18 protein-coding genes are annotated in these 19,507 nt (G+C 58.7%); 4 read left to right on the forward strand and 14 right to left on the reverse strand.

Annotated elements, in window-relative coordinates; genetic code table 11:
* Position 1: 1 nt before the first annotated feature.
* Together ftsH and rlmE are read right to left on the reverse strand one after the other, a co-directional pair.
* Positions 2-1,909 carry an ATP-dependent zinc metalloprotease FtsH gene (ftsH, locus tag ACV8MC_RS02880; RefSeq protein ID WP_016771759.1) on the reverse strand — a complete coding sequence of 636 codons (1,908 nt, stop codon included), beginning with the start codon at positions 1,907-1,909 and terminating at the stop codon, positions 2-4.
* Between the two features lie 202 nt (positions 1,910-2,111).
* Positions 2,112-2,741, reverse strand: a complete 630-nt coding sequence (rlmE, locus tag ACV8MC_RS02885) for a 23S rRNA (uridine(2552)-2'-O)-methyltransferase RlmE (protein WP_457264395.1) — start codon at positions 2,739-2,741, stop codon at positions 2,112-2,114.
* A 101-nt stretch (positions 2,742-2,842) separates the two neighbouring features.
* Between rlmE and ACV8MC_RS02890 the strand changes: the two genes are divergently transcribed.
* The gene (locus ACV8MC_RS02890) at positions 2,843-3,151 is read left to right on the forward strand and encodes a YhbY family RNA-binding protein (protein ID WP_003221534.1); all 309 of its coding nucleotides are present in this window, start codon (positions 2,843-2,845) and stop codon (positions 3,149-3,151) included.
* A 9-nt stretch (positions 3,152-3,160) separates the two neighbouring features.
* Here ACV8MC_RS02890 and ACV8MC_RS02895 read toward each other — a convergent pair whose 3' ends face one another.
* From ACV8MC_RS02895 to grpE, 8 genes are all read right to left on the reverse strand, one after another.
* Positions 3,161-3,565, reverse strand: coding sequence for a hypothetical protein (locus ACV8MC_RS02895; RefSeq protein WP_041477929.1), 405 nt, complete (start codon positions 3,563-3,565; stop codon positions 3,161-3,163).
* A gap of 28 nt (positions 3,566-3,593) precedes the next feature.
* Complete coding sequence (gene greA / locus ACV8MC_RS02900; protein WP_038861135.1) at positions 3,594-4,070, reverse strand: transcription elongation factor GreA; 477 nt, start codon at positions 4,068-4,070, stop codon at positions 3,594-3,596.
* A gap of 2 nt (positions 4,071-4,072) precedes the next feature.
* Entirely contained in the window at positions 4,073-7,294 is a 3,222-nt protein-coding gene (gene carB / locus ACV8MC_RS02905) for a carbamoyl-phosphate synthase large subunit (protein WP_256809569.1), read from the reverse strand.
* Between the two features lie 124 nt (positions 7,295-7,418).
* Positions 7,419-8,555, reverse strand: a complete 1,137-nt coding sequence (gene carA / locus ACV8MC_RS02910; RefSeq protein WP_457264398.1) for a glutamine-hydrolyzing carbamoyl-phosphate synthase small subunit — start codon at positions 8,553-8,555, stop codon at positions 7,419-7,421.
* A gap of 258 nt (positions 8,556-8,813) precedes the next feature.
* Positions 8,814-9,617, reverse strand: a complete 804-nt coding sequence (gene dapB / locus ACV8MC_RS02915; protein ID WP_041477928.1) for a 4-hydroxy-tetrahydrodipicolinate reductase — start codon at positions 9,615-9,617, stop codon at positions 8,814-8,816.
* A gap of 9 nt (positions 9,618-9,626) precedes the next feature.
* The gene (gene dnaJ, locus ACV8MC_RS02920) at positions 9,627-10,751 is read right to left on the reverse strand and encodes a molecular chaperone DnaJ (RefSeq protein WP_016771767.1); all 1,125 of its coding nucleotides are present in this window, start codon (positions 10,749-10,751) and stop codon (positions 9,627-9,629) included.
* A gap of 297 nt (positions 10,752-11,048) precedes the next feature.
* Complete coding sequence (gene dnaK / locus ACV8MC_RS02925; RefSeq protein WP_042608859.1) at positions 11,049-12,965, reverse strand: molecular chaperone DnaK; 1,917 nt, start codon at positions 12,963-12,965, stop codon at positions 11,049-11,051.
* 102 nt (positions 12,966-13,067) lie between these two features.
* Entirely contained in the window at positions 13,068-13,634 is a 567-nt protein-coding gene (gene grpE, locus ACV8MC_RS02930; RefSeq protein WP_039759570.1) for a nucleotide exchange factor GrpE, read from the reverse strand.
* 240 nt (positions 13,635-13,874) lie between these two features.
* Between grpE and recN the strand changes: the two genes are divergently transcribed.
* Complete coding sequence (gene recN, locus ACV8MC_RS02935; RefSeq protein WP_016771769.1) at positions 13,875-15,548, forward strand: DNA repair protein RecN; 1,674 nt, start codon at positions 13,875-13,877, stop codon at positions 15,546-15,548.
* A gap of 76 nt (positions 15,549-15,624) precedes the next feature.
* Here the strand turns inward: recN and fur are convergent, their stop codons facing one another.
* Positions 15,625-16,029, reverse strand: a complete 405-nt coding sequence (gene fur, locus ACV8MC_RS02940) for a ferric iron uptake transcriptional regulator (RefSeq protein ID WP_016771770.1) — start codon at positions 16,027-16,029, stop codon at positions 15,625-15,627.
* 97 nt (positions 16,030-16,126) lie between these two features.
* On the opposite strand from fur, the gene ACV8MC_RS02945 reads away from it, so the two are divergent.
* Positions 16,127-16,654, forward strand: coding sequence for an outer membrane protein assembly factor BamE (locus ACV8MC_RS02945; protein ID WP_016771771.1), 528 nt, complete (start codon positions 16,127-16,129; stop codon positions 16,652-16,654).
* A 61-nt stretch (positions 16,655-16,715) separates the two neighbouring features.
* Here the strand turns inward: ACV8MC_RS02945 and ACV8MC_RS02950 are convergent, their stop codons facing one another.
* Genes ACV8MC_RS02950 through ACV8MC_RS02960 form a run of 3 tightly spaced genes read right to left on the reverse strand, consistent with a single transcriptional unit; the run spans position 16,716 to position 18,868 of the window.
* Positions 16,716-17,030 (reverse strand): RnfH family protein, encoded by a 315-nt coding sequence (locus tag ACV8MC_RS02950; protein ID WP_457264402.1) that lies wholly within the window; start codon positions 17,028-17,030, stop codon positions 16,716-16,718.
* Positions 17,023-17,457: a type II toxin-antitoxin system RatA family toxin gene (locus tag ACV8MC_RS02955; protein WP_016771773.1), complete on the reverse strand. Its 435-nt coding sequence runs from the start codon at positions 17,455-17,457 to the stop codon at positions 17,023-17,025. The genes ACV8MC_RS02950 and ACV8MC_RS02955 overlap by 8 nt, the downstream gene beginning before the upstream one ends.
* A gap of 7 nt (positions 17,458-17,464) precedes the next feature.
* Complete coding sequence (locus ACV8MC_RS02960; RefSeq protein ID WP_457264404.1) at positions 17,465-18,868, reverse strand: sodium-dependent transporter; 1,404 nt, start codon at positions 18,866-18,868, stop codon at positions 17,465-17,467.
* A 119-nt stretch (positions 18,869-18,987) separates the two neighbouring features.
* Between ACV8MC_RS02960 and smpB the strand changes: the two genes are divergently transcribed.
* Complete coding sequence (gene smpB, locus ACV8MC_RS02965) at positions 18,988-19,470, forward strand: SsrA-binding protein SmpB (protein ID WP_007953781.1); 483 nt, start codon at positions 18,988-18,990, stop codon at positions 19,468-19,470.
* Positions 19,471-19,507: the final 37 nt, after the last annotated feature.

A 19,507-nucleotide genomic window follows, 5' to 3' on the forward strand; every position in this document is an offset into this window, starting at 1 on the left:
CTTAAACGTCAGCAGCCGGACCGCCAATCGGTTTTTCCGGACGCTCATCCTGCACGACAGGCGGCGGAGGCGTACCGGTGCCACCCGACCAGTCGCGAGGTTCGCGAGGTGTGCGGCCGGCCATGATGTCGTCAATCTGCTCGGCATCGATGGTTTCGTACTTCATCAGCGCATCAGCCATGGCATCCAGCTTGTCACGGTTATCCGTGAGGATCTGCTTGGCGGTGCCGTAGCACTGATCAATGATGCTGCGCACTTCGGAGTCGATCAGTTTGGCTGTCTCACCGGAGAAGCTGGCAGCCTGACCACCACCGCCACGACCGAGGAACACTTCACCCTCTTCTTCGGCATACATCAGCGGACCGAGTTTTTCCGACAACCCCCATTTCGTCACCATGTTCCGGGCAATCTGACTTGCACGCATGATGTCGTTGGAGGCCCCGGTAGTCACACCATCGAAGCCCAGGGTCATTTCTTCAGCGATACGGCCACCGTACAACGAGCAGATCTGGCTGATCAGCGCACGTTTGGACAGGCTGTAGCGATCTTCTTCCGGCAGAAACATGGTCACACCCAGCGCACGACCGCGCGGAATGATAGACACCTTGTAGACCGGATCATGCTCGGGAACAACGCGACCGACAATGGCATGGCCAGCTTCGTGGTAGGCCGTGTTCTGCTTTTCTTTCTCGGACATGACCATGGATTTGCGCTCGGCGCCCATCATGATCTTGTCTTTCGCCAGTTCGAACTCTTTCATCTCGACGATGCGTTTGCCGCTACGTGCAGCGAACAACGACGCTTCGTTGACCAGGTTTGCCAGGTCAGCACCCGAGAAGCCCGGAGTACCACGTGCGATCACTGCCGGAGCAACGTCGTCGCCCATTGGCACTTTGCGCATGTGGACTTTGAGAATCTGCTCGCGACCACGAATGTCTGGCAAGCCAACCACCACCTGACGGTCGAAACGGCCCGGACGCAGCAGCGCAGGGTCGAGCACGTCCGGACGGTTGGTCGCAGCAATCACGATGATGCCGTCATTCATTTCGAAGCCGTCCATCTCTACCAGCAACTGGTTGAGAGTCTGCTCACGTTCGTCGTGACCGCCACCCATGCCGGCGCCACGATGGCGACCTACGGCATCGATTTCGTCGATGAAGATGATGCAAGGGGCATGTTTCTTGGCCTGCTCGAACATGTCGCGGACGCGGCTCGCGCCGACACCGACGAACATTTCGACGAAGTCAGAACCGGAAATGGTGAAGAACGGCACTTTCGCTTCGCCGGCAATTGCCTTGGCCAGCAAGGTTTTACCGGTACCCGGTGGGCCGACCATCAATACGCCGCGCGGAATACGACCGCCCAGACGCTGGAATTTGCCCGGATCACGCAGGAACTCAACCAGCTCGCCGACTTCTTCCTTGGCTTCGTCGCAACCGGCAACGTCAGCCAAAGTGGTTTTCACCTGATCTTCAGAGAGCAGGCGTGCCTTGCTCTTGCCGAAGCTCATCGGCCCGCCCTTGCCACCGGCACCACCCTGCATCTGGCGCATGAAGAACATGAACACCGCGATGATCACCAGGATCGGGAAGCTGGCTACCAGAAGCTGAGTCCAGATGCTTTGCTGTTCAGGCTGCTTGCCTTCAACCACAACGTGATTGTCGACCAGATCGCCGATCAGGCCATTGTCCTGAATTGCCGGACGAATGGTCTTGAAGCTGTCGCCATCGGTACGCTTGCCGGTAATCACATAGCCGTCAACGGCTACGCGCTCGACCTTGCCATCCTTGACCTGCTGGATGAAGTCGGAATAGTTGAGGGTCTGCGGCTCGTTAGGGCTGGAGAAGTTGTTCATCACCGTCACCAGGACTGCCGCGATGATCAACCACAGGATCAGATTCTTTGCCATATCGTTCAATTAACTACCCTCTGAAGCAAGCTCCGCTATTGGCGCGCGCTTCGCATGATATTCACCGGCCTAACTTACTACATTACCTACAACTCTGGCAGGCGCCGTCTGTAACCCTTTGTGAAACACTTTCTACACAATATTCGCTTATGCCCGCAGAGCGAAATATGAAAAACCTATCGCCCTGCCGAAAAACCTCGTTTTACGCATCACCACCGCGATAACCCCAGGCCAGCATGTACTGCTCACGGGAGCTGCCACGGGAAGAGTCTGGCTTGATCATCTGGATCTTGTCGAATTTCTTCCGAGCATCCTTCAGATAAACGTCGAAGCCCTCGCCCTGGAAAATCTTGATGACGAAGTTGCCACCGGGCTTGAGGATCCGTTCCGCCAGGTCCAGCGCCAGCTCACACAGGAACATGGCCTTGGGCATATCCACTTCGGGCGTACCACTCATATTGGGGGCCATATCGGAAATCACAAGGTCCACCTGCGAATTACCCACAGCCTCAAGGATTTGAGACAGCACCGAGTCCTCAGTGAAGTCACCTTGAATGAAGGTCACGTCCGGAATGCCGTCCATTTCAAGAATGTCCGAAGCGATCAGACGCCCCTGGCCACCGATCAGCCGACTGGTGACTTGCGACCAGCCACCCGGCGCCGCGCCGAGGTCGACCACGCTCATGCCCGGGCGGATGAGTTTGTATTTTTCCTGGATCTCCAGAAGCTTGTAACTTGCACGCGAGCGGTAGCCATCCTTCTGCGCCTGCTTCACATAAGGATCGTTGACATGTCTTTTCAGCCAACCAAGGCTTGTCTTGGAACGCGCCATTGGGCACCTCGATGATTAGGGTCGTGATTAGTTGGGCGGATCCACGAACCCTCGGGTAAAATGGCCGCCATTTTACAGAATCCAGACGAAAGGGTCAGATTATGCCGCTCACTCCAGAGCAGAAGAAACAGTACAAATCCATCGGCCACCACCTCAAACCAGTGTTGACGGTGGCGGACAACGGTTTGACTGAAGGTGTTTTAGCCGAACTTGAACGCGCCTTGGCCGATCACGAGCTGATCAAGATCAAGCTCAATATCCTTGATCGCGAGTCGCGCCTGGCGCACATCGCCGAGCTGTGCAAGGTCGGCAAAGCGGACCTGGTTCAGGTCATCGGCAAGATGGCTCTGGTCTACCGCAAGAACTTCAGCGTCAACAAGCAGCTGTCGAACGTTCATCGCTTCAAGTGATGCGCAGGGTCAAGGGTGTGCTTCGCGCACCCTGCCACCCCATCCCGGCACCGGCTGCATGACCAGCACCAGCCCGGAAAAACCCAGCACCAGATAACTGAATACCTGCCAGCGCTGCGCATCCGGCCAGCCGACACGCACGGCGACATACATCGCGCACGCGTACAACGCCATCAACAACACCTGCCCGCGAAAATCCCGCCATAGACTGGCAAGGCCCTCGGCCTGTACCAGCACCAAAGCCTGAAAGATCACGCACAGAGCGGCGAATCCCACCACCAGCACTTCGAAAGCACTGGCCACTTCGTCGATCAACAGCGGCGCCAGACCGATCCGGCCCAGCGCCGGCTGCAAACCGATATGAATCAACCATAGGCCACCGACCCAAAGCATCTGGGTCAGTTGCCAAAGCATGGCGCCCGCATGCAGCGGGCGCCTTCTTTCAGATGTGACGAACTTCGACAATCTCGTACTCGATCACGCCGCTTGGCGTTTTGACGGCGACGACGTCACCCTCTTCCTTGCCAATCAAGGCGCGGGCCAGCGGTGAACCGACGGAGATCTTGCCGAGCTTGAAGTCAGCCTCATCCTCACCCACGATGTGGTAAGTGACGCTTTCATCAGTCTCGACGTTGGCGATCTCGACGGTGGTACCGAAAATCACTTTGCCGGTGTGAGGAATGGTCGTGACATCGATGATGACCTGATTCTGAATCCGGCCTTCGATATCACGAATACGCGCCTCGACCATGCCTTGCTGTTCGCGGGCAGCATGGTATTCAGCGTTTTCCTTCAAGTCACCCAACTCGCGGGCCGTACCGATGTCCTGGCTGAGCTTCGGACGGACGACCTTGGTCAGGTGAGCATGCTCCTCTTCCAGGGCGCGAGCGCCCTGAACAGTCATTGGGTACTTGGTTATGCTCATGCCTTCAATCCTGCGTGTAGATCCTGCAAGCGGCGCACGGTCTTTTCCGGACCGAACTTCAGCGCTTCGCAGATCGCTTCGCCCGCAGCAATAGTGGTGGTGCAGTAGATCTTGTGCTGCAGGGCGTTGCGACGAATGGAGTACGAATCGGCGATCGACTGACGACCTTCGGTGGTGTTGATGATCAGCGTGACTTCGTCATTCTTGATCATGTCGACCACGTGCGGACGACCCTCGGTCACCTTGTTCACGCGGCGCACTTTCAGGCCTGCAGCTTCGATCAGCTTGGCAGTGCCGGCAGTGGCGACCACTTCGAAGCCCAAGTTGATCAGATCACGGGCCACGCCTGCAACCAGTGGTTTGTCGTCATCGCGCACGCTGATGAACGCGGTACCGCCGGTCGGCAGCACTTCACTGGCGCCCATCTGCGCTTTGGCGAATGCTTCGCCGAAGGTGTCGCCGACGCCCATCACTTCACCGGTCGACTTCATCTCTGGGCCGAGGATCGGGTCAACGCCAGGGAACTTGGCGAACGGGAACACCGCCTCTTTCACGCTGTAGAAGTTCGGGATGATTTCTTTGGTGAAGCCGATTTCCTGCAGGGTCTTACCGGCCATCACGCGCGCAGCGATCATCGCCAGGGAGACACCGATGCACTTGGAAACGAACGGCACGGTACGCGAGGCGCGCGGGTTGACTTCGATGACGTAGATGTCTTCGCCCTGCAAAGCCAATTGCACGTTCATCAGGCCGACAACGCCCAGTTCCAGAGCCATTTTCTTGACCTGTTCGCGCATCTCGTCCTGGATGTGCGCTGGCAGCGAGTACGGCGGCAGCGAGCAAGCGGAGTCACCGGAGTGAACGCCCGCCTGTTCGATGTGCTGCATGATCGCGCCGATCACTACATCTTTGCCGTCGCAGACCGCATCCACGTCCATTTCGATGGCGCAGTTGAGGAAGTGGTCGAGCAGCACCGGGCTGTCGTTGGACACTTGCACCGCGTCACGCAGATAGCGCTTGAGTTCGTCTTCCTTGTAAACGATTTCCATCGCACGGCCGCCCAGCACGTAGGACGGGCGCACCACCAGCGGATAACCGATCTTCGCCGCAGCACGAACGGCTTCGTCTTCGCTGCGCACAGTGGCGTTTGGCGGCTGACGCAGGTTCAGACGCTCGACCATTTGCTGGAAGCGCTCGCGGTCTTCGGCGCGGTCGATCGCGTCAGGGCTGGTGCCGATGATCGGCACGCCAGCAGCTTCCAGAGCACGAGCCAGTTTCAGCGGAGTCTGGCCGCCGTACTGGACGATCACGCCTTTCGGCTTCTCGACGCGGCAGATTTCCAGTACGTCTTCCAGGGTTACCGGCTCGAAGTACAGACGGTCGGAAGTGTCGTAGTCGGTGGAAACGGTTTCCGGGTTGCAGTTGACCATGATGGTTTCGTAGCCGTCTTCGCGCAGGGCGAGCGCAGCGTGAACGCAGCAATAGTCGAACTCGATGCCCTGGCCGATACGGTTCGGACCGCCACCCAGAATCATGATCTTGTCGCGACCCGACGGTGCTGCCTCGCACTCTTCCTCGTAGGTCGAGTACAGGTAAGCGGTGTCGGTAGCGAACTCGGCGGCGCAGGTGTCAACGCGCTTGTAGACCGGGAAGACTTCCAGCTTCTGACGATGCGTACGCAGGTTTTTCTCGGTCACGCCCAGCAGCTTGGCCAGACGCTGATCGGAGAAGCCTTTGCGCTTGAGCTTGAACATCAGGTCGCGGTCGATCGAGGACAGACCGAGGGTCTTGACCTTCTCTTCGTCCTTGATCAAGTCTTCGATCTGCACCAGGAACCAAGGGTCGATCATGTTCATGCCGAAGATATCTTCGACCGAGAGACCGGCGCGGAAGGCGTCCGCCACGTACCAGATACGCTCGGCGCCCGGCACGGTCAGTTCGCGCTTGAGCACGCTCATGCTGTCCGGGTTGCTCAGATCGAGCTTCTCGTCCAGACCGCAAACGCCGACTTCCAGACCGCGCAGGGCTTTCTGCAAGGATTCCTGGAAGGTCCGGCCGATGGCCATAACTTCGCCGACCGACTTCATTTGCGTGGTCAGGCGCGCGTCAGCCTTGGCGAATTTCTCGAAGGCGAAGCGTGGCAGCTTGGTAACGACGTAGTCGATCGACGGCTCGAAGGACGCCGGGGTCTTGCCGCCGGTGATGTCGTTCGACAGCTCGTCGAGGGTGTAACCCACAGCCAGTTTGGCCGCGACCTTGGCAATCGGGAAACCGGTGGCTTTCGAAGCCAGTGCCGAGGAGCGCGAAACACGCGGGTTCATTTCGATCACGACCATACGGCCAGTGTTCGGGCAGATACCGAACTGCACGTTGGAACCGCCGGTCTCGACGCCGATCTCGCGCAGTACCGCCAGCGAGGCGTTACGCAGGATCTGGTATTCCTTGTCGGTCAGCGTCTGGGCTGGAGCTACGGTGATCGAGTCGCCAGTGTGCACGCCCATCGGATCGAAGTTTTCGATCGAGCAGACGATGATGCAGTTGTCCTTTTTGTCGCGGACAACTTCCATCTCATATTCTTTCCAGCCGATCAGCGATTCGTCGATCAGCAGCTCTTTGGTCGGCGACAGGTCCAGACCACGGGCGCAGATTTCTTCGAACTCTTCACGGTTGTAAGCGATACCGCCACCAGTGCCGCCCATGGTGAAGGACGGACGGATGATGCACGGGAAGCCGAGGGTTTCGAGGACCGCGTTGGCCTCTTCCATGCTGTGGGCAATGCCGGAACGCGGGCAGGCCAAGCCGATGGACTTCATCGCCTTGTCGAAACGCGAACGGTCTTCAGCCTTGTCGATGGTGTCGGCGTTGGCACCGATCATCTCTACGCCGAACTTCTCGAGAACGCCTTCGCGCTCCAGGTCCAGGGCGCAGTTCAGGGCGGTCTGGCCGCCCATGGTTGGCAGCACGGCGTCCGGACGCTCTTTTTCGATGATCTTGGCCACGGTCTGCCACTTGATCGGTTCGATGTAGGTGGCGTCGGCCATGTCCGGGTCGGTCATGATGGTGGCCGGGTTGGAGTTCACCAGGATGACGCGGTAACCCTCTTCGCGCAGGGCTTTGCAGGCCTGGGCGCCGGAGTAGTCGAATTCGCAGGCCTGGCCGATCACGATCGGGCCAGCGCCGAGAATCAGGATGCTTTTAATGTCTGTACGTTTTGGCATGGTTTGTCACTCAAATCCGCAGGTCAGTCGGCAAGCCGTCTTGATCGATTTCTGAAGACCCGAGGGGGCCGCCGGAACCGGGGCCGCCCTCGAGGGCTTCTCTCTACAGTCTCAAGGCGAACGCTTAGCGTCGCTTGGCCATCTCGTTGATGAAGCGGTCGAACAGTGGCGCAACATCGTTCGGGCCCGGGCTCGCTTCAGGGTGACCCTGGAAGCTGAACGCGCTCTTGTCGGTGCGCTCGATGCCTTGCAGGGTGCCGTCGAACAGCGATTTGTGGATCGCGCGCACGTTGGCTGGCAGGGTGGCTTCGTCTACCGCAAAACCGTGGTTCTGGCTGGTGATCATCACCACGCCTGCGTCCAGATCCTGCACCGGGTGGTTGGCACCGTGGTGGCCGTGGCCCATTTTCAGGGTCTTGGCGCCGGAGGCCAGAGCCAGCAGTTGGTGGCCGAGGCAGATGCCGAATACCGGCGTCTCGGTTTCCAGCACTTCCTTGATCGCCTGGATCGCGTAGTCGCATGGCTCCGGATCACCAGGGCCGTTGGACAGGAACACGCCGTCCGGCTTCAGCGCCAGCACATCGGCGGCTGGAGTTTGCGCAGGCACCACGGTGACGCGGCAGCCGCGCTCGACCAGCATGCGCAGGATGTTGACCTTGACGCCGTAGTCGTAGGCGACCACGTGATATGGCAGCTCGGAAGCTTCGATGGTCGCGTGGCTGTCGGTTTTCAGATCCCAGACAGTCGAGCGCCATTCGTATTGGGTCTTGGTGCTGACGACTTTCGCCAGGTCCATGCCCTTCAGGCCCGGGAAGCCCTGCGCAGCGGCGATGGCTGCTTCTTCGGAGATGTTGTCGCCGGCCATGATGCAGCCGTTCTGAGCGCCTTTTTCACGCAGGATGCGGGTCAGGCGACGGGTGTCGATACCGGCGATTGCCACTACATTGTTGGCTTTCAGGTAATCAGACAGGGACATCGTGTTGCGCCAGTTGCTCGCTACCAGCGGCAGGTCACGGATGACCAGGCCAGCGGACCAGACGCGGTCGGACTCGGCGTCTTCCGGCGTGGTGCCGGTGTTGCCGATGTGCGGGTAAGTCAGGGTAACGATCTGCTGGGCGTAGGAAGGATCGGTAAGGATTTCCTGATAGCCGGTCATTGCGGTGTTGAACACCACCTCACCAACGGTCTGACCGTCGGCTCCAATGGCTTCGCCGCGAAAAATGCTGCCATCAGCAAGGGCGAGTATGGCTGGCTTAGTCAAGAAGACCTCCCGTAAATAACGCATGAAAGGGCAATCGCAGGTTGTAAAAAAGCGGAGTGACGTATGGACACGTCACCCCGCTTCTTCACTGAAATTATTCTGCGCGCTTTTAGTGGACACACTAAAGCTGTAGCTTACAGAAAAGGGCGTTTTTGGTCCACCGCTAAAGAGCCTTAAAGGCCGGAGAATGCGACAGGTCGTCGCCAAGCGGTAAAAACCGGCGCAAAACGGGACGTTTGCGCCGGGTTCAGCAACGACTCAACGCAGGTCGAGTACGTCTTGCATGTCGTACAGGCCCGGCTCGCGACCATCCAGCCACAGCGCCGCACGCACCGCGCCCTTGGCGAAGGTCATGCGGCTCGATGCCTTGTGGGTAATCTCGACGCGCTCGCCATCGGCAGCGAACAGCACGGTGTGATCACCGACGATATCGCCAGCACGCACGGTGGCGAAACCAATGGTTTCACGCTCACGCGCACCGGTCTGGCCTTCGCGACCGTAGACCGCGACCTTCTTCAGATCACGCCCCAGGGCATCGGCAATCACTTCACCCATGCGCACCGCGGTACCGGAGGGAGCATCGACCTTGTGGCGGTGATGGGCTTCCATGATCTCGATATCGACATCGTCTCCCAGCACGCGCGCAGCGGTGTCGAGCAACTTCAGGCACAGGTTGACGCCGACGCTGAAGTTGGCGGCGAAGACGATCGGAATGTCCTTGCCCGCATCGGCCAGCAATTGCTTCTCTTCAACACTGAAACCGGTGGTGCCGATGATCATCGCTTTGCCGTGCTTGCGGCAGAACGCGAGATTCTTCAGGGTCACGGTCGGGTGAGTGAAGTCGATCAACACATCGAACTCTTCAACCACACGATCCAGATCACCGGATAGCGGCACGCCGATACGGCCCAGCGCTGCCAGCTCACCGGCATCCGCGCCAACCAGCGTGCTGTCGGGACGATCGACAGCCGCCGTCAGACCGGCGCCCGGCGTCTGCTGCACCGCTTCAATCAGGGTCTTGCCCATGCGCCCGGCGGCGCCCATCACTGCAATACGTCGCATGCCGACTCCTTACAAATCGCCGAAGAAACGCTTCACACCGTCGAACCAACCGGTGGTTTTCGGCGAGTGGCTGTTGTCGTCGGCCAGAGAGCTGCGGAATTCTTCCAGCAGCTCACGCTGACGACGGTTGAGGTTGACCGGCGTTTCCACAGCGACACGGCACATCAGGTCGCCGGCACCGCCGCCACGCACTGGCGCAACGCCCTTGCCGCGTACGCGGAATTGCTTGCCGGTCTGCGTGCCTTCAGGGATTTTCAGTTTGACGCGACCGTCGAGGGTCGGAATCTCCAACTCGCCGCCCAGTGCAGCGTCGACGAAGCTGATCGGCACTTCGCAGAACAGATGCTTGCCGTCACGCTGGAAGATGTCGTGTTCGCGCACATTGATCACAACGTACAGGTCGCCAGTCGGCCCGCCCTGGGTACCCGCCTCGCCTTCGCCGGACAGACGAATGCGGTCGCCAGTATCAACACCGGCAGGCACTTTGACCGACAGGGTTTTGTACTCTTCGACACGACCGTCGCCGTGGCAGGAGTCGCACGGATCGGAAATGATCTTGCCCTGGCCATGGCAGCGCGGGCAGGTCTGCTGCACCGAGAAAAAGCCCTGCTGCATGCGCACCTGACCGATGCCGCCGCAGGTCGGGCACGTCGTCGGCGACGAGCCTTTCTTGGCGCCGGAACCATCGCACGGTTTGCAGTTGACCAGTGTCGGAACGCGGATATTCACCGACGTACCGCGCACCGCTTCTTCCAGATTCAGCTCCAGGGTGTAGCGCAGATCGCTGCCACGCTGAGCGCCGCCACGGGCACCGCCGCGACCGCCACCGAAGAAATCACTGAAGACATCGCCGAAGATGTCCGAGAAGTTCTGGCCACCGAAACCGGCACCGCCGCCACCCATGCTCGGATCGACGCCGGCATGACCATACTGGTCGTATGCCGCGCGCTTGCTGGCGTCGGACAACACTTCATAGGCCTCGTTGGCCTCTTTGAATGCTTCTTCGGAAGCTTTGTCGCCGGGATTACGGTCGGGGTGGTGCTTCATGGCCAGGCGGCGATAGGCCTTCTTCAGGTCCGCTTCGCTCGTGCCCCGCTCGACACCCAATACTTCGTAATAGTCACGCTTTGCCATAAGTTCTTTGCACTCTTAAGGACGTTCGGCAAACCCCTCCTGAGCCTCGCCAAACTCGTTGAGCCCCCATTAAGGCCCGGACCCAACTCACGTCAATTCAACGATCCTGGTCTTGATTGATGCGGTATCTGCGGCGCGAAAAGCAGGAGCATTTTCAGCCATACCACCAACACGCGAGCGTTGTCGCATGCTGTAAAAATTCGCGTATTCCAGATACGCCAACGCGGGAGGCAAGCTCCCGCGCGGCGACATCCTACCAGTCACCGCCGCAAGGCAGTCAACCGGGCGACCAACAACTTACTTGTGGTCTTTGACTTCTTCGAACTCGGCATCGACAACGTCGTCAGCCTTCTCAGCCGATTCGCCTTGCGGGGCTGCGCCATCAGCTGGCTGAGCCTGTTCGGCGTACATCTTCTGAGCAACCGGAGCGGAGACTTTCGACAGCTCTTCAACCTTGGCTTCGATGGCAGCCTTGTCGTCGCCTTTGACGGCGGCTTCCAGCGCAACCACTGCAGCTTCGATTGCAGTCTTCTCTTCGGCGGTGACCTTGTCGCCCGCGTCAGCGATCATCTTGCGAGTCGAGTGCACCAGTGCGTCACCCTGGTTACGGGCAGCGGCCAGTTCTTCGAACTTGCGGTCTTCCTCGGCATTCGCCTCGGCGTCACGCACCATGCGCTCGATTTCTTCGTCGGACAGACCGGAGTTGGCCTTGATCACGATCGACTGGGTCTTGCCGGTAGCCTTGTCTTTCGCGCCGACATGCAGGATGCCGTTGGCGTCGATGTCGAAGGTCACTTCGATCTGCGGCACGCCACGTGGAGCTGGTGGAATGTCGGCCAGGTCGAACTTGCCCAGCGATTTGTTCTGTGCGGCTTGCTTGCGCTCACCCTGCAGAACGTGAATGGTCACAGCACCCTGGTTGTCGTCGGCAGTCGAGAACACTTGCGATTTCTTGGTAGGAATCGTGGTGTTTTTCTCGATCAGCGCAGTCATCACGCCACCCATGGTTTCAATACCCAGGGTCAGCGGGCTGACGTCGAGCAGCAGCACGTCTTTCACGTCACCGGCCAGAACAGCGCCCTGAATCGCAGCACCCATGGCAACAGCTTCGTCCGGGTTGACGTCTTTACGCGCTTCTTTACCGAAGAAATCGGTCACCAGCTTCTGCACCAGCGGCATGCGAGTCTGACCACCGACCAGAATCACGTCGTTGATCGCGCTGACGTCGATACCGGCGTCTTTCATGGCAATGCGGCAAGGTTCGATGGTGCGCTGAACCAGGTCTTCAACCAGTGCTTCGAGCTTGGCACGCGAGATTTTCACGTTCAGGTGCTTAGGACCGGTCGCATCTGCAGTGATGTACGGCAGGTTGACGTCGGTCGACTGAGCGGACGACAGCTCGATCTTGGCTTTCTCAGCGGCTTCTTTCAGGCGCTGCATGGCCAGCGGGTCACCTTTGAGGTTCATGCCGCTTTCTTTCTTGAATTCGTCAACGAGGTAGTCGATCAGACGAATGTCGAAGTCTTCACCGCCGAGGAAAGTGTCACCGTTGGTGGCCAACACTTCGAACTGGTGCTCACCGTCAACTTCAGCGATTTCGATCACGGAAACGTCGAAGGTACCGCCACCCAGGTCATAAACGATCACGGTGTGATCGCCCTTGGCCTTGTCCATACCGTAAGCCAGAGCAGCTGCGGTTGGTTCGTTGATGATACGTTTTACGTCCAGACCAGCGATGCGGCCGGCGTCTTTGGTGGCCTGACGCTGGCTGTCGTTGAAGTAGGCCGGAACGGTGATCACCGCTTCGGTCACTGCCTCGCCGAGGTAGTCTTCGGCGGTCTTCTTCATCTTCTTCAGAATTTCAGCCGAGATCTGTGGCGGTGCCATTTTCTGGCCGTTCACTTCTACCCAGGCGTCGTTGTTGTCAGCCTTGACGATCTTGTAAGGGACCATCTGGATGTCTTTCTGCACTACTTCTTCGTCGAAACGACGACCGATCAGACGCTTTACTGCGTACAGGGTGTTGTGCGGGTTGGTTACAGCCTGACGCTTGGCCGACTGACCTACCAGGATTTCGCCATCGTTGGCGTAAGCGATGATCGACGGCGTGGTACGCGCGCCTTCAGCGTTTTCAATAACTTTGGCTTTGCCGTTTTCCAGAACGGAGACGCAGGAGTTGGTAGTCCCCAGGTCGATACCGATAATTTTGCCCATGTTCACTCTCCCGAAACTTTGGATTTTGTTGCCGCAGCAGTGGTGGCTGACTGCGGTAGCACTTAAACGCTTGACTTCTAAATGGGGGCCTTGCGGCTAATTTCAAGCCTGCTCGTCAATCGAAGGCGAAACCGGTGCCGGCGCCTTGCTGACCACGACCATCGCCGGGCGCAGCAGGCGACCATTGAGCTGGTAGCCCTTCTGGAAAACCTTCAACACGCTATTCGGCTCGACGTCGGCACTTTCCTGCATGGCCATCGCCTGATGGTGAACGGCGTTGAACGGTTCGCCATGCGGATCGATCGCTTCAAGCTGGTAGCGCTTGAGGGTGTCGTGGAACATTTTCAGGGTCAGCTCGATGCCTTCGCGCATCGGACGGATGCTTTCATCGTCCGGGCTCGACAGCTCGAGGCCGCGCTCCAGGCTGTCGACGATCGGCAGCAGGTCGCTGGCAAATTTCTCAAGGGCAAACTTGTGCGCCTTCTCGACGTCCTGCTCGGCACGGCGGCGAACGTTCTGCAGATCGGCAGCAACACGCAGAGACTGATCCTGCGCGGCGGCCAATTGCTCTTCGAGCACTTGCACACGGGTCGCCAGGTCGTCACCCGAACCTTCGGGCGCCTGATTGGCATCTGGGTTTTGCGTATCTACCGTCTGTTCGTCAGCCATAGAATTCTCCTTTCAATTTCGTCCGCGAGCCTGACTCGCGCTTCTGCCCCGATATATGGGGCCGCAAAATCAGGCTTCAAGGGCTGAAAACAATTGTCCCTACAAAAAAGTGCTGAATATTCATTCTTGAATGCGCTAAGAAAACTCTCTGATCAAGCAAATCGAGCTAAGTGCGGGCATTGTCAGGCCTGAACAAAACACTGTATAAATAACCAGACCTCAAGCCTGGGAGCTGCCTTTATGCTGGTGCACCTGTCCGTACACAACTACGCCATCGTTGAACATCTCGATCTCGAACTTGATCGCGGGATGAGCGTGATCACAGGGGAAACCGGCGCCGGCAAGTCGATCATGCTCGATGCCCTGGGCCTCACCCTGGGTGATCGCGCCGACAGCGGCGTGGTTCGCCCGGGCGCTGATAAAGCCGACATTCTCGCCACCTTCGATCTCGCTGATATCCCTGAAGCCAGCGCCTGGCTGGCCGAGCGCGATCTGGAAAACGACGGGCCTTGCATCCTGCGCCGGGTCATCACCTCGGAAGGTCGTTCGCGCGGCTATATCAACGGCACGCCCTGCCCACTTGGCGACCTCAAAGCCCTCGGCGAGCTGCTGATCGATATCCACAGCCAGCACGAACACCAATCGCTACTGAAAACCGACACCCATCGCCGCCTGCTGGACGAGTACGCCGGTGCCACCGATCTGGCGCGTCAGGTGCAGCTTGCCGCGCAACGCTGGCGTCAGACCCGCCAGGAACTGGAGCGGCTGTCCAACTCCGGCGACGAACAACGCGCACGTCATCAGTTGCTCAGCTATCAGCTTGAGGAATTGGAGAACCTCGGCCTCGGCGAAAATGAACTGGAGCAACTGGAGCAGGAACACAAGAACCTGACCAACGCCGAAACCTTGCTGGGCATATGCCGGCAAGTGGTCGAGCAGTGCAGTGAAAGTGATTCAGGGAATGTCCTGAATGCACTGACCGCCAGCCTCAATCGTCTGTCCAGTGTGAACAGCTCGGTGGGGGCGCTGGGTGAAGCCAGCAGCCTGCTGACCAGCGCACAGATTCAGGTAGAAGAAGCGGTCGGCGAGCTCAACCGCTTCCTCGACAACTTTGATGCCGACCCGGCTCGCCTGCAATACCTGGAAGAGCGCCTCGACGCGATCTACACCCTGGCGCGCAAACACCGGATTCAACCGACCGAAGTCGGCGAGATGCAGCAAAAGCTGCTCGATGAAATCGAAACCCTCAACGCCAACGATGAATCCATCGAACGCCTGGGTGAAGAACTGGCGTCCTACGCCCGCCACTACCAAGAGAAAGCCCGCGAGCTGAGCGACCTTCGTCATCAAGCTGCCGGTAGCCTCGCCAGTGCAGTGGAGCAGGAAATCCAGCGCCTGGGCATGCCCGGCGGCCGCTTTACCATCGAACTGAAAGCCAACAGCAGCGATGAGTTGCTGCCGAACGGGCTGGAACAGGTCGAACTGCTGGTCAGCGCCAACCCCGGCCAACCGCTCAAGGCACTGGCAAAAGTCGCCTCCGGTGGTGAGCTGTCGCGGATCAGTCTGGCGATTCAGGTCATTACCGCCCAGACCTCCCGCGTGCCGACGCTGGTGTTCGACGAAGTGGACGTAGGTATTGGCGGTCCGACTGCCGAGATTGTCGGCCAGTTACTGCGCCGTCTCGGTGATCGCGGCCAGGTCCTGACCGTGACGCACTTGCCGCAAGTGGCGGCGCAAGGGCATCAACATCTGTTCGTGCACAAGGTTCGCGACGAGAAGGCGACTCACACCGCTGTCGCGAAGCTGACAAAGAACGAGCGCATCGAAGAAGTCGCGCGCATGCTCGGCGGCATCGATCTGACCAAGGAATCCCTGGCTCACGCGAAAAAAATGGTGGTGACCGCCAAGGCGTAATAAATAGTAGAAAGCACGAAGGCGACCCTTGGGTCGCCTTCGTTCGTTTAGCGAATGTGAAATTCGCGCGACATGCTTACTTTTTCTTGCGTACGTACAGCACCAGGTTGTGATCAACCATCTCGAAGCCATGCTTCTCGACGATCGATTTCTGAAGTTTTTCGATTTCTTCGTCGAAGAATTCGATCACTTCACCCGATTCCACGTTGACCATATGGTCGTGGTGGCCACCGTCAGCCAGTTCGAAGACCGCGTGGCCGCCGTCGAAGTTGTGGCGGACCACGAGGCCGGCCGCTTCGAACTGGGTCAGTACACGGTAAACCGTGGCCAGACCAACGTCCTCACCAGCTTCCATCAACGCCTTGTAGACGTCCTCGGCACTCATGTGGCGCTGCTCGGTAGAGTCGAGCATTTGCAGGATCTTGACCCGTGGCAGGGTCACTTTGAGGCCGGCTTTGCGTAGTTCGCTATTTTCAACCATGGTCAGCTTTCTCGCGATGCTGCTTCGCAGCTTCTCTTAATGCGGGTATGATCGGCGTTTACGTTGTCCCAGCCAAGATAGTGGAAGTCGCCCACCGATGCAAAACACCAAGCTCTTGCTAACCAGTTTCACCTTTGTGGGACTGCTCGCACTCGCCGGTTGTTCATTCCCCGGGGTTTACAAAATCGACATCCAGCAGGGCAATGTCGTCACGCAGGACATGATAGACCAGTTACGCCCGGGAATGACCCGGCCGCAAGTACGGTTTATCATGGGCAACCCTCTGCTTGCCGACACGTTCCATGCCGATCGCTGGGATTATCTGTACAGCCTGCAACCGGGTGGCGGTGAACGCCAGCAGGAACGAATCAGCGTTATCTTCAACTCCAATGACCAGCTTGTCAGCCTGTCCGGTGACTTCATGCCCGGCGTGAGCCGTGACGAAGCCATTCTCGGCAAGGACAGCGGTACTACCGTGACCGCGCCTGCTGAAAACGCCGACAAGCCAGAAGCTGAAAAACCAGCCAAACCAGGCTCCTTGCTGGATCAGATTCAGAAGGACGTCGATGGTGTGGAAACCGTACCGGTTCCGACACCAGAGCCGCTGGACACCTCGCCGCAGTAATAGGCGAGGCAATAAAAAACCCGGACATTCCGGGTTTTTTATTGCCTGCCGTTTGGCCTGATCAAGAACTGCGTGCTTTGGCCTCGGCAGCCTTGGCCGCGCGCAAACGTCGAACTTCTTTGGGATCAGCCAGCAGCGGTCGATAAATTTCAATCCGGTCGCCCGCCTGAACAGGGCGAGAATCCGCGTCAGTCACGACCTTGCCAAAAATCCCCAGCGGGCACTGCGCTAGATTCAATTCAGGAAACTCTGCCGCGATGCCCGATTCTTGCACCGCAGCACGAACACTAACGCCCTCAGCAACGCTGATCGTACGCAGAACCTGCCGATCAACCGCGGCGTACACGACTTCTATCTCGATCACCGGCTCAACCATGCATCTGCTTGGCGCGCTGGCAGAAAGCATCCACCAGCTGGTTAGCCGCCTGATTGAACAGCGGGCCCAACGTAGCGCGCACCAGCGGCCCGGCATAATCGAACGACAGATCCAGACTGATCTTGCAGGCCTTTTCGTTCAGCGCCTTGAATACCCAGATGCCGTGCAACTGAGTGAACGGGCCTTCCTCAAGATTCATCTCGATCGACTGCCCCGGCACCAGCGTATTGCGCGTGACGAAATGCTGACTGAGGCCGCCCTTCGCTACGCCGACACTGGCGCGCATGTGTTCTGGGGAGCTTTCCAGCACTTCAGCCTCCGAGCACCACGGCAGAAACTCCGGGTAACGCGCGACGTCGTTGACCAGGTCGTAGAGAAACTGCGCCGGATACGGCAGGAGCGCGGATCGTTGGATATGTGTCGTCATGTAAGCGTTACTTCCAGAGCTGAGCGGCAAAGACTACAAGAATGCCGATAGGCGCCACGTAGCGCATCAAGAACAGGGACAGGGCAAATAGAACCGGGTTACGGATGGACAATTCATCCCGCACCGCTTCACGCCCCATCACCCATCCCGCGAACAGCACGAAACACAAGCCACCGAGGGGCAACATGATCCGCGAGGTGAAGAAATCGATCACGCCAAAGAAGTCGAGCCCGCTCTGCGCACCCCATTGATAGAGGCTGAACCCCCCGCCTTCGTTCACGAAAAACTTGGCTTCCTTCCAGATATTGAAAGAAAACACCGTGCCCAGACCAACGAACCAGCAGGTGAACGCAAGCCAGAACGTCACCCAGATGCGGCTGATTTTAGTGCGTTCAACCAGGTAAGCCACCATTGGCTCAAGCAGCGAAATCGCCGAACTCCACGCTGCCACCGCGACCAGCACGAAGAACACCACGCCCATCAACTGGCCGAAAAATACATTACCAAAAGCAAATGGCAGGCTGACGAACATCAGTCCCGGACCTTCGCTTGGGTTCAGGCCAGCAGCGAACACAATCGGAAACAGCGCCAGACCAGCGACCAGCGATACGAAAGTATCCAGCAGCGCAACGCCGACCACCGTGCCCGACAGCGAGGTGTTCTTCGGCATGTAGGCGCCGTAGATCATGATCGAACCGACGCCGACGCTCAGCGAGAAGAACGCGTGCCCCATCGCTGGCAGCAGACCGTCGAGGACTTTTTCCGGGTGGAAGTCGAACATGAAATGCACGCCTTCCATGAAATGCCCGGTGGTCATGCTGTAGCCCAGCAGCACCAGAATCATCACGAACAGCAGCGGCATCATGATTCGCAGGCTGCGTTCAAGCCCGGCGACTACGCCTTTTGCGATCACGAAGGCCGACAGCAGCATGAAAATCGTGTGCCAAAGTGTCAGGCGCCATGGATTGGAGATGACATTGCCGAAATAGGCGCCGACCTGATCAGCCGTCGCGCCCTGGAAATCGCCACGGCCCATGTCGACGATGTAGTCCAGCGACCAGCCGCCGACCACACTGTAGAAAGACAGGATCAGCAGGGCCGTGATCATCCCGGCGAACGCGCCCCACGACCATTTGGCCGAGTGCCCCGCCTCCAGTGCCAGCACCTTCAGGGCATTCGCCGGACTCTGCCGGGCGCGCCGGCCGATCAAGGTTTCCGCGAGCATGACCGGGACACCGATGAGCGCAATACACGCCAGGAACATCAGCACAAAGGCACCGCCGCCGTAGACCCCGACCATGTAGGGGAACTTCCAGATACTACCCAGTCCCACGGCCGAACCGGTCGCGGCGAGTATGAATACCCAGCGGCTAGCCCAACTGCCGTGGACAGAAACCTTGTCTGTCGACATCGTTTATCACGCCCAAGCGTTAGAAAAAGAGGCCGCATTGTCCGGGATTCACTCAACCTGCTCAAGCACGCAGCAACACCGTAGCCGACAGCCGAACAACTCCATATAATGCCGCCCCTATGGCTAAACAGAAGAAACACCCAACAGGGACCATCGCGCAGAACAAAAAGGCGCGACACGATTACTTCATCGAGCACAAGTTCGAGGCTGGTCTGGTCCTGGCCGGCTGGGAAGTAAAAAGTCTGCGGGCGAGCAAGTTGCAGCTGGTCGACAGCTATGTGCTGCTCAAGGACGGCGAAGCATGGTTGCTCGGCAGCCACATCACGCCGCTGATGACCGCAAGCACCCACGTCATCGCCGACCCGGTGCGCACGCGCAAACTGCTGCTCAACCGCCGCGAGCTGGACAAGCTCGCCGCCGCCGTGCAGCAGAAGGGTTACGCCTGCGTCTGCCTGTCCTGGTACTGGAGCAAGCACATGGTCAAGTGCGAGATCGCTCTGGGCAAGGGCAAGAAGGAATACGACAAGCGTGACACCGAGCGCGAGCGCGATGCCGGTCGTGAATTGCAGCGTGCGGTGCGCAACAAGGGCAAGGAAGACTGATCTTCCTCCTTTAGCGCCAATTCGCGAGCAGGCTCGC

Source organism: Pseudomonas sp. PK-RTE-24 (assembly GCF_054052265.1).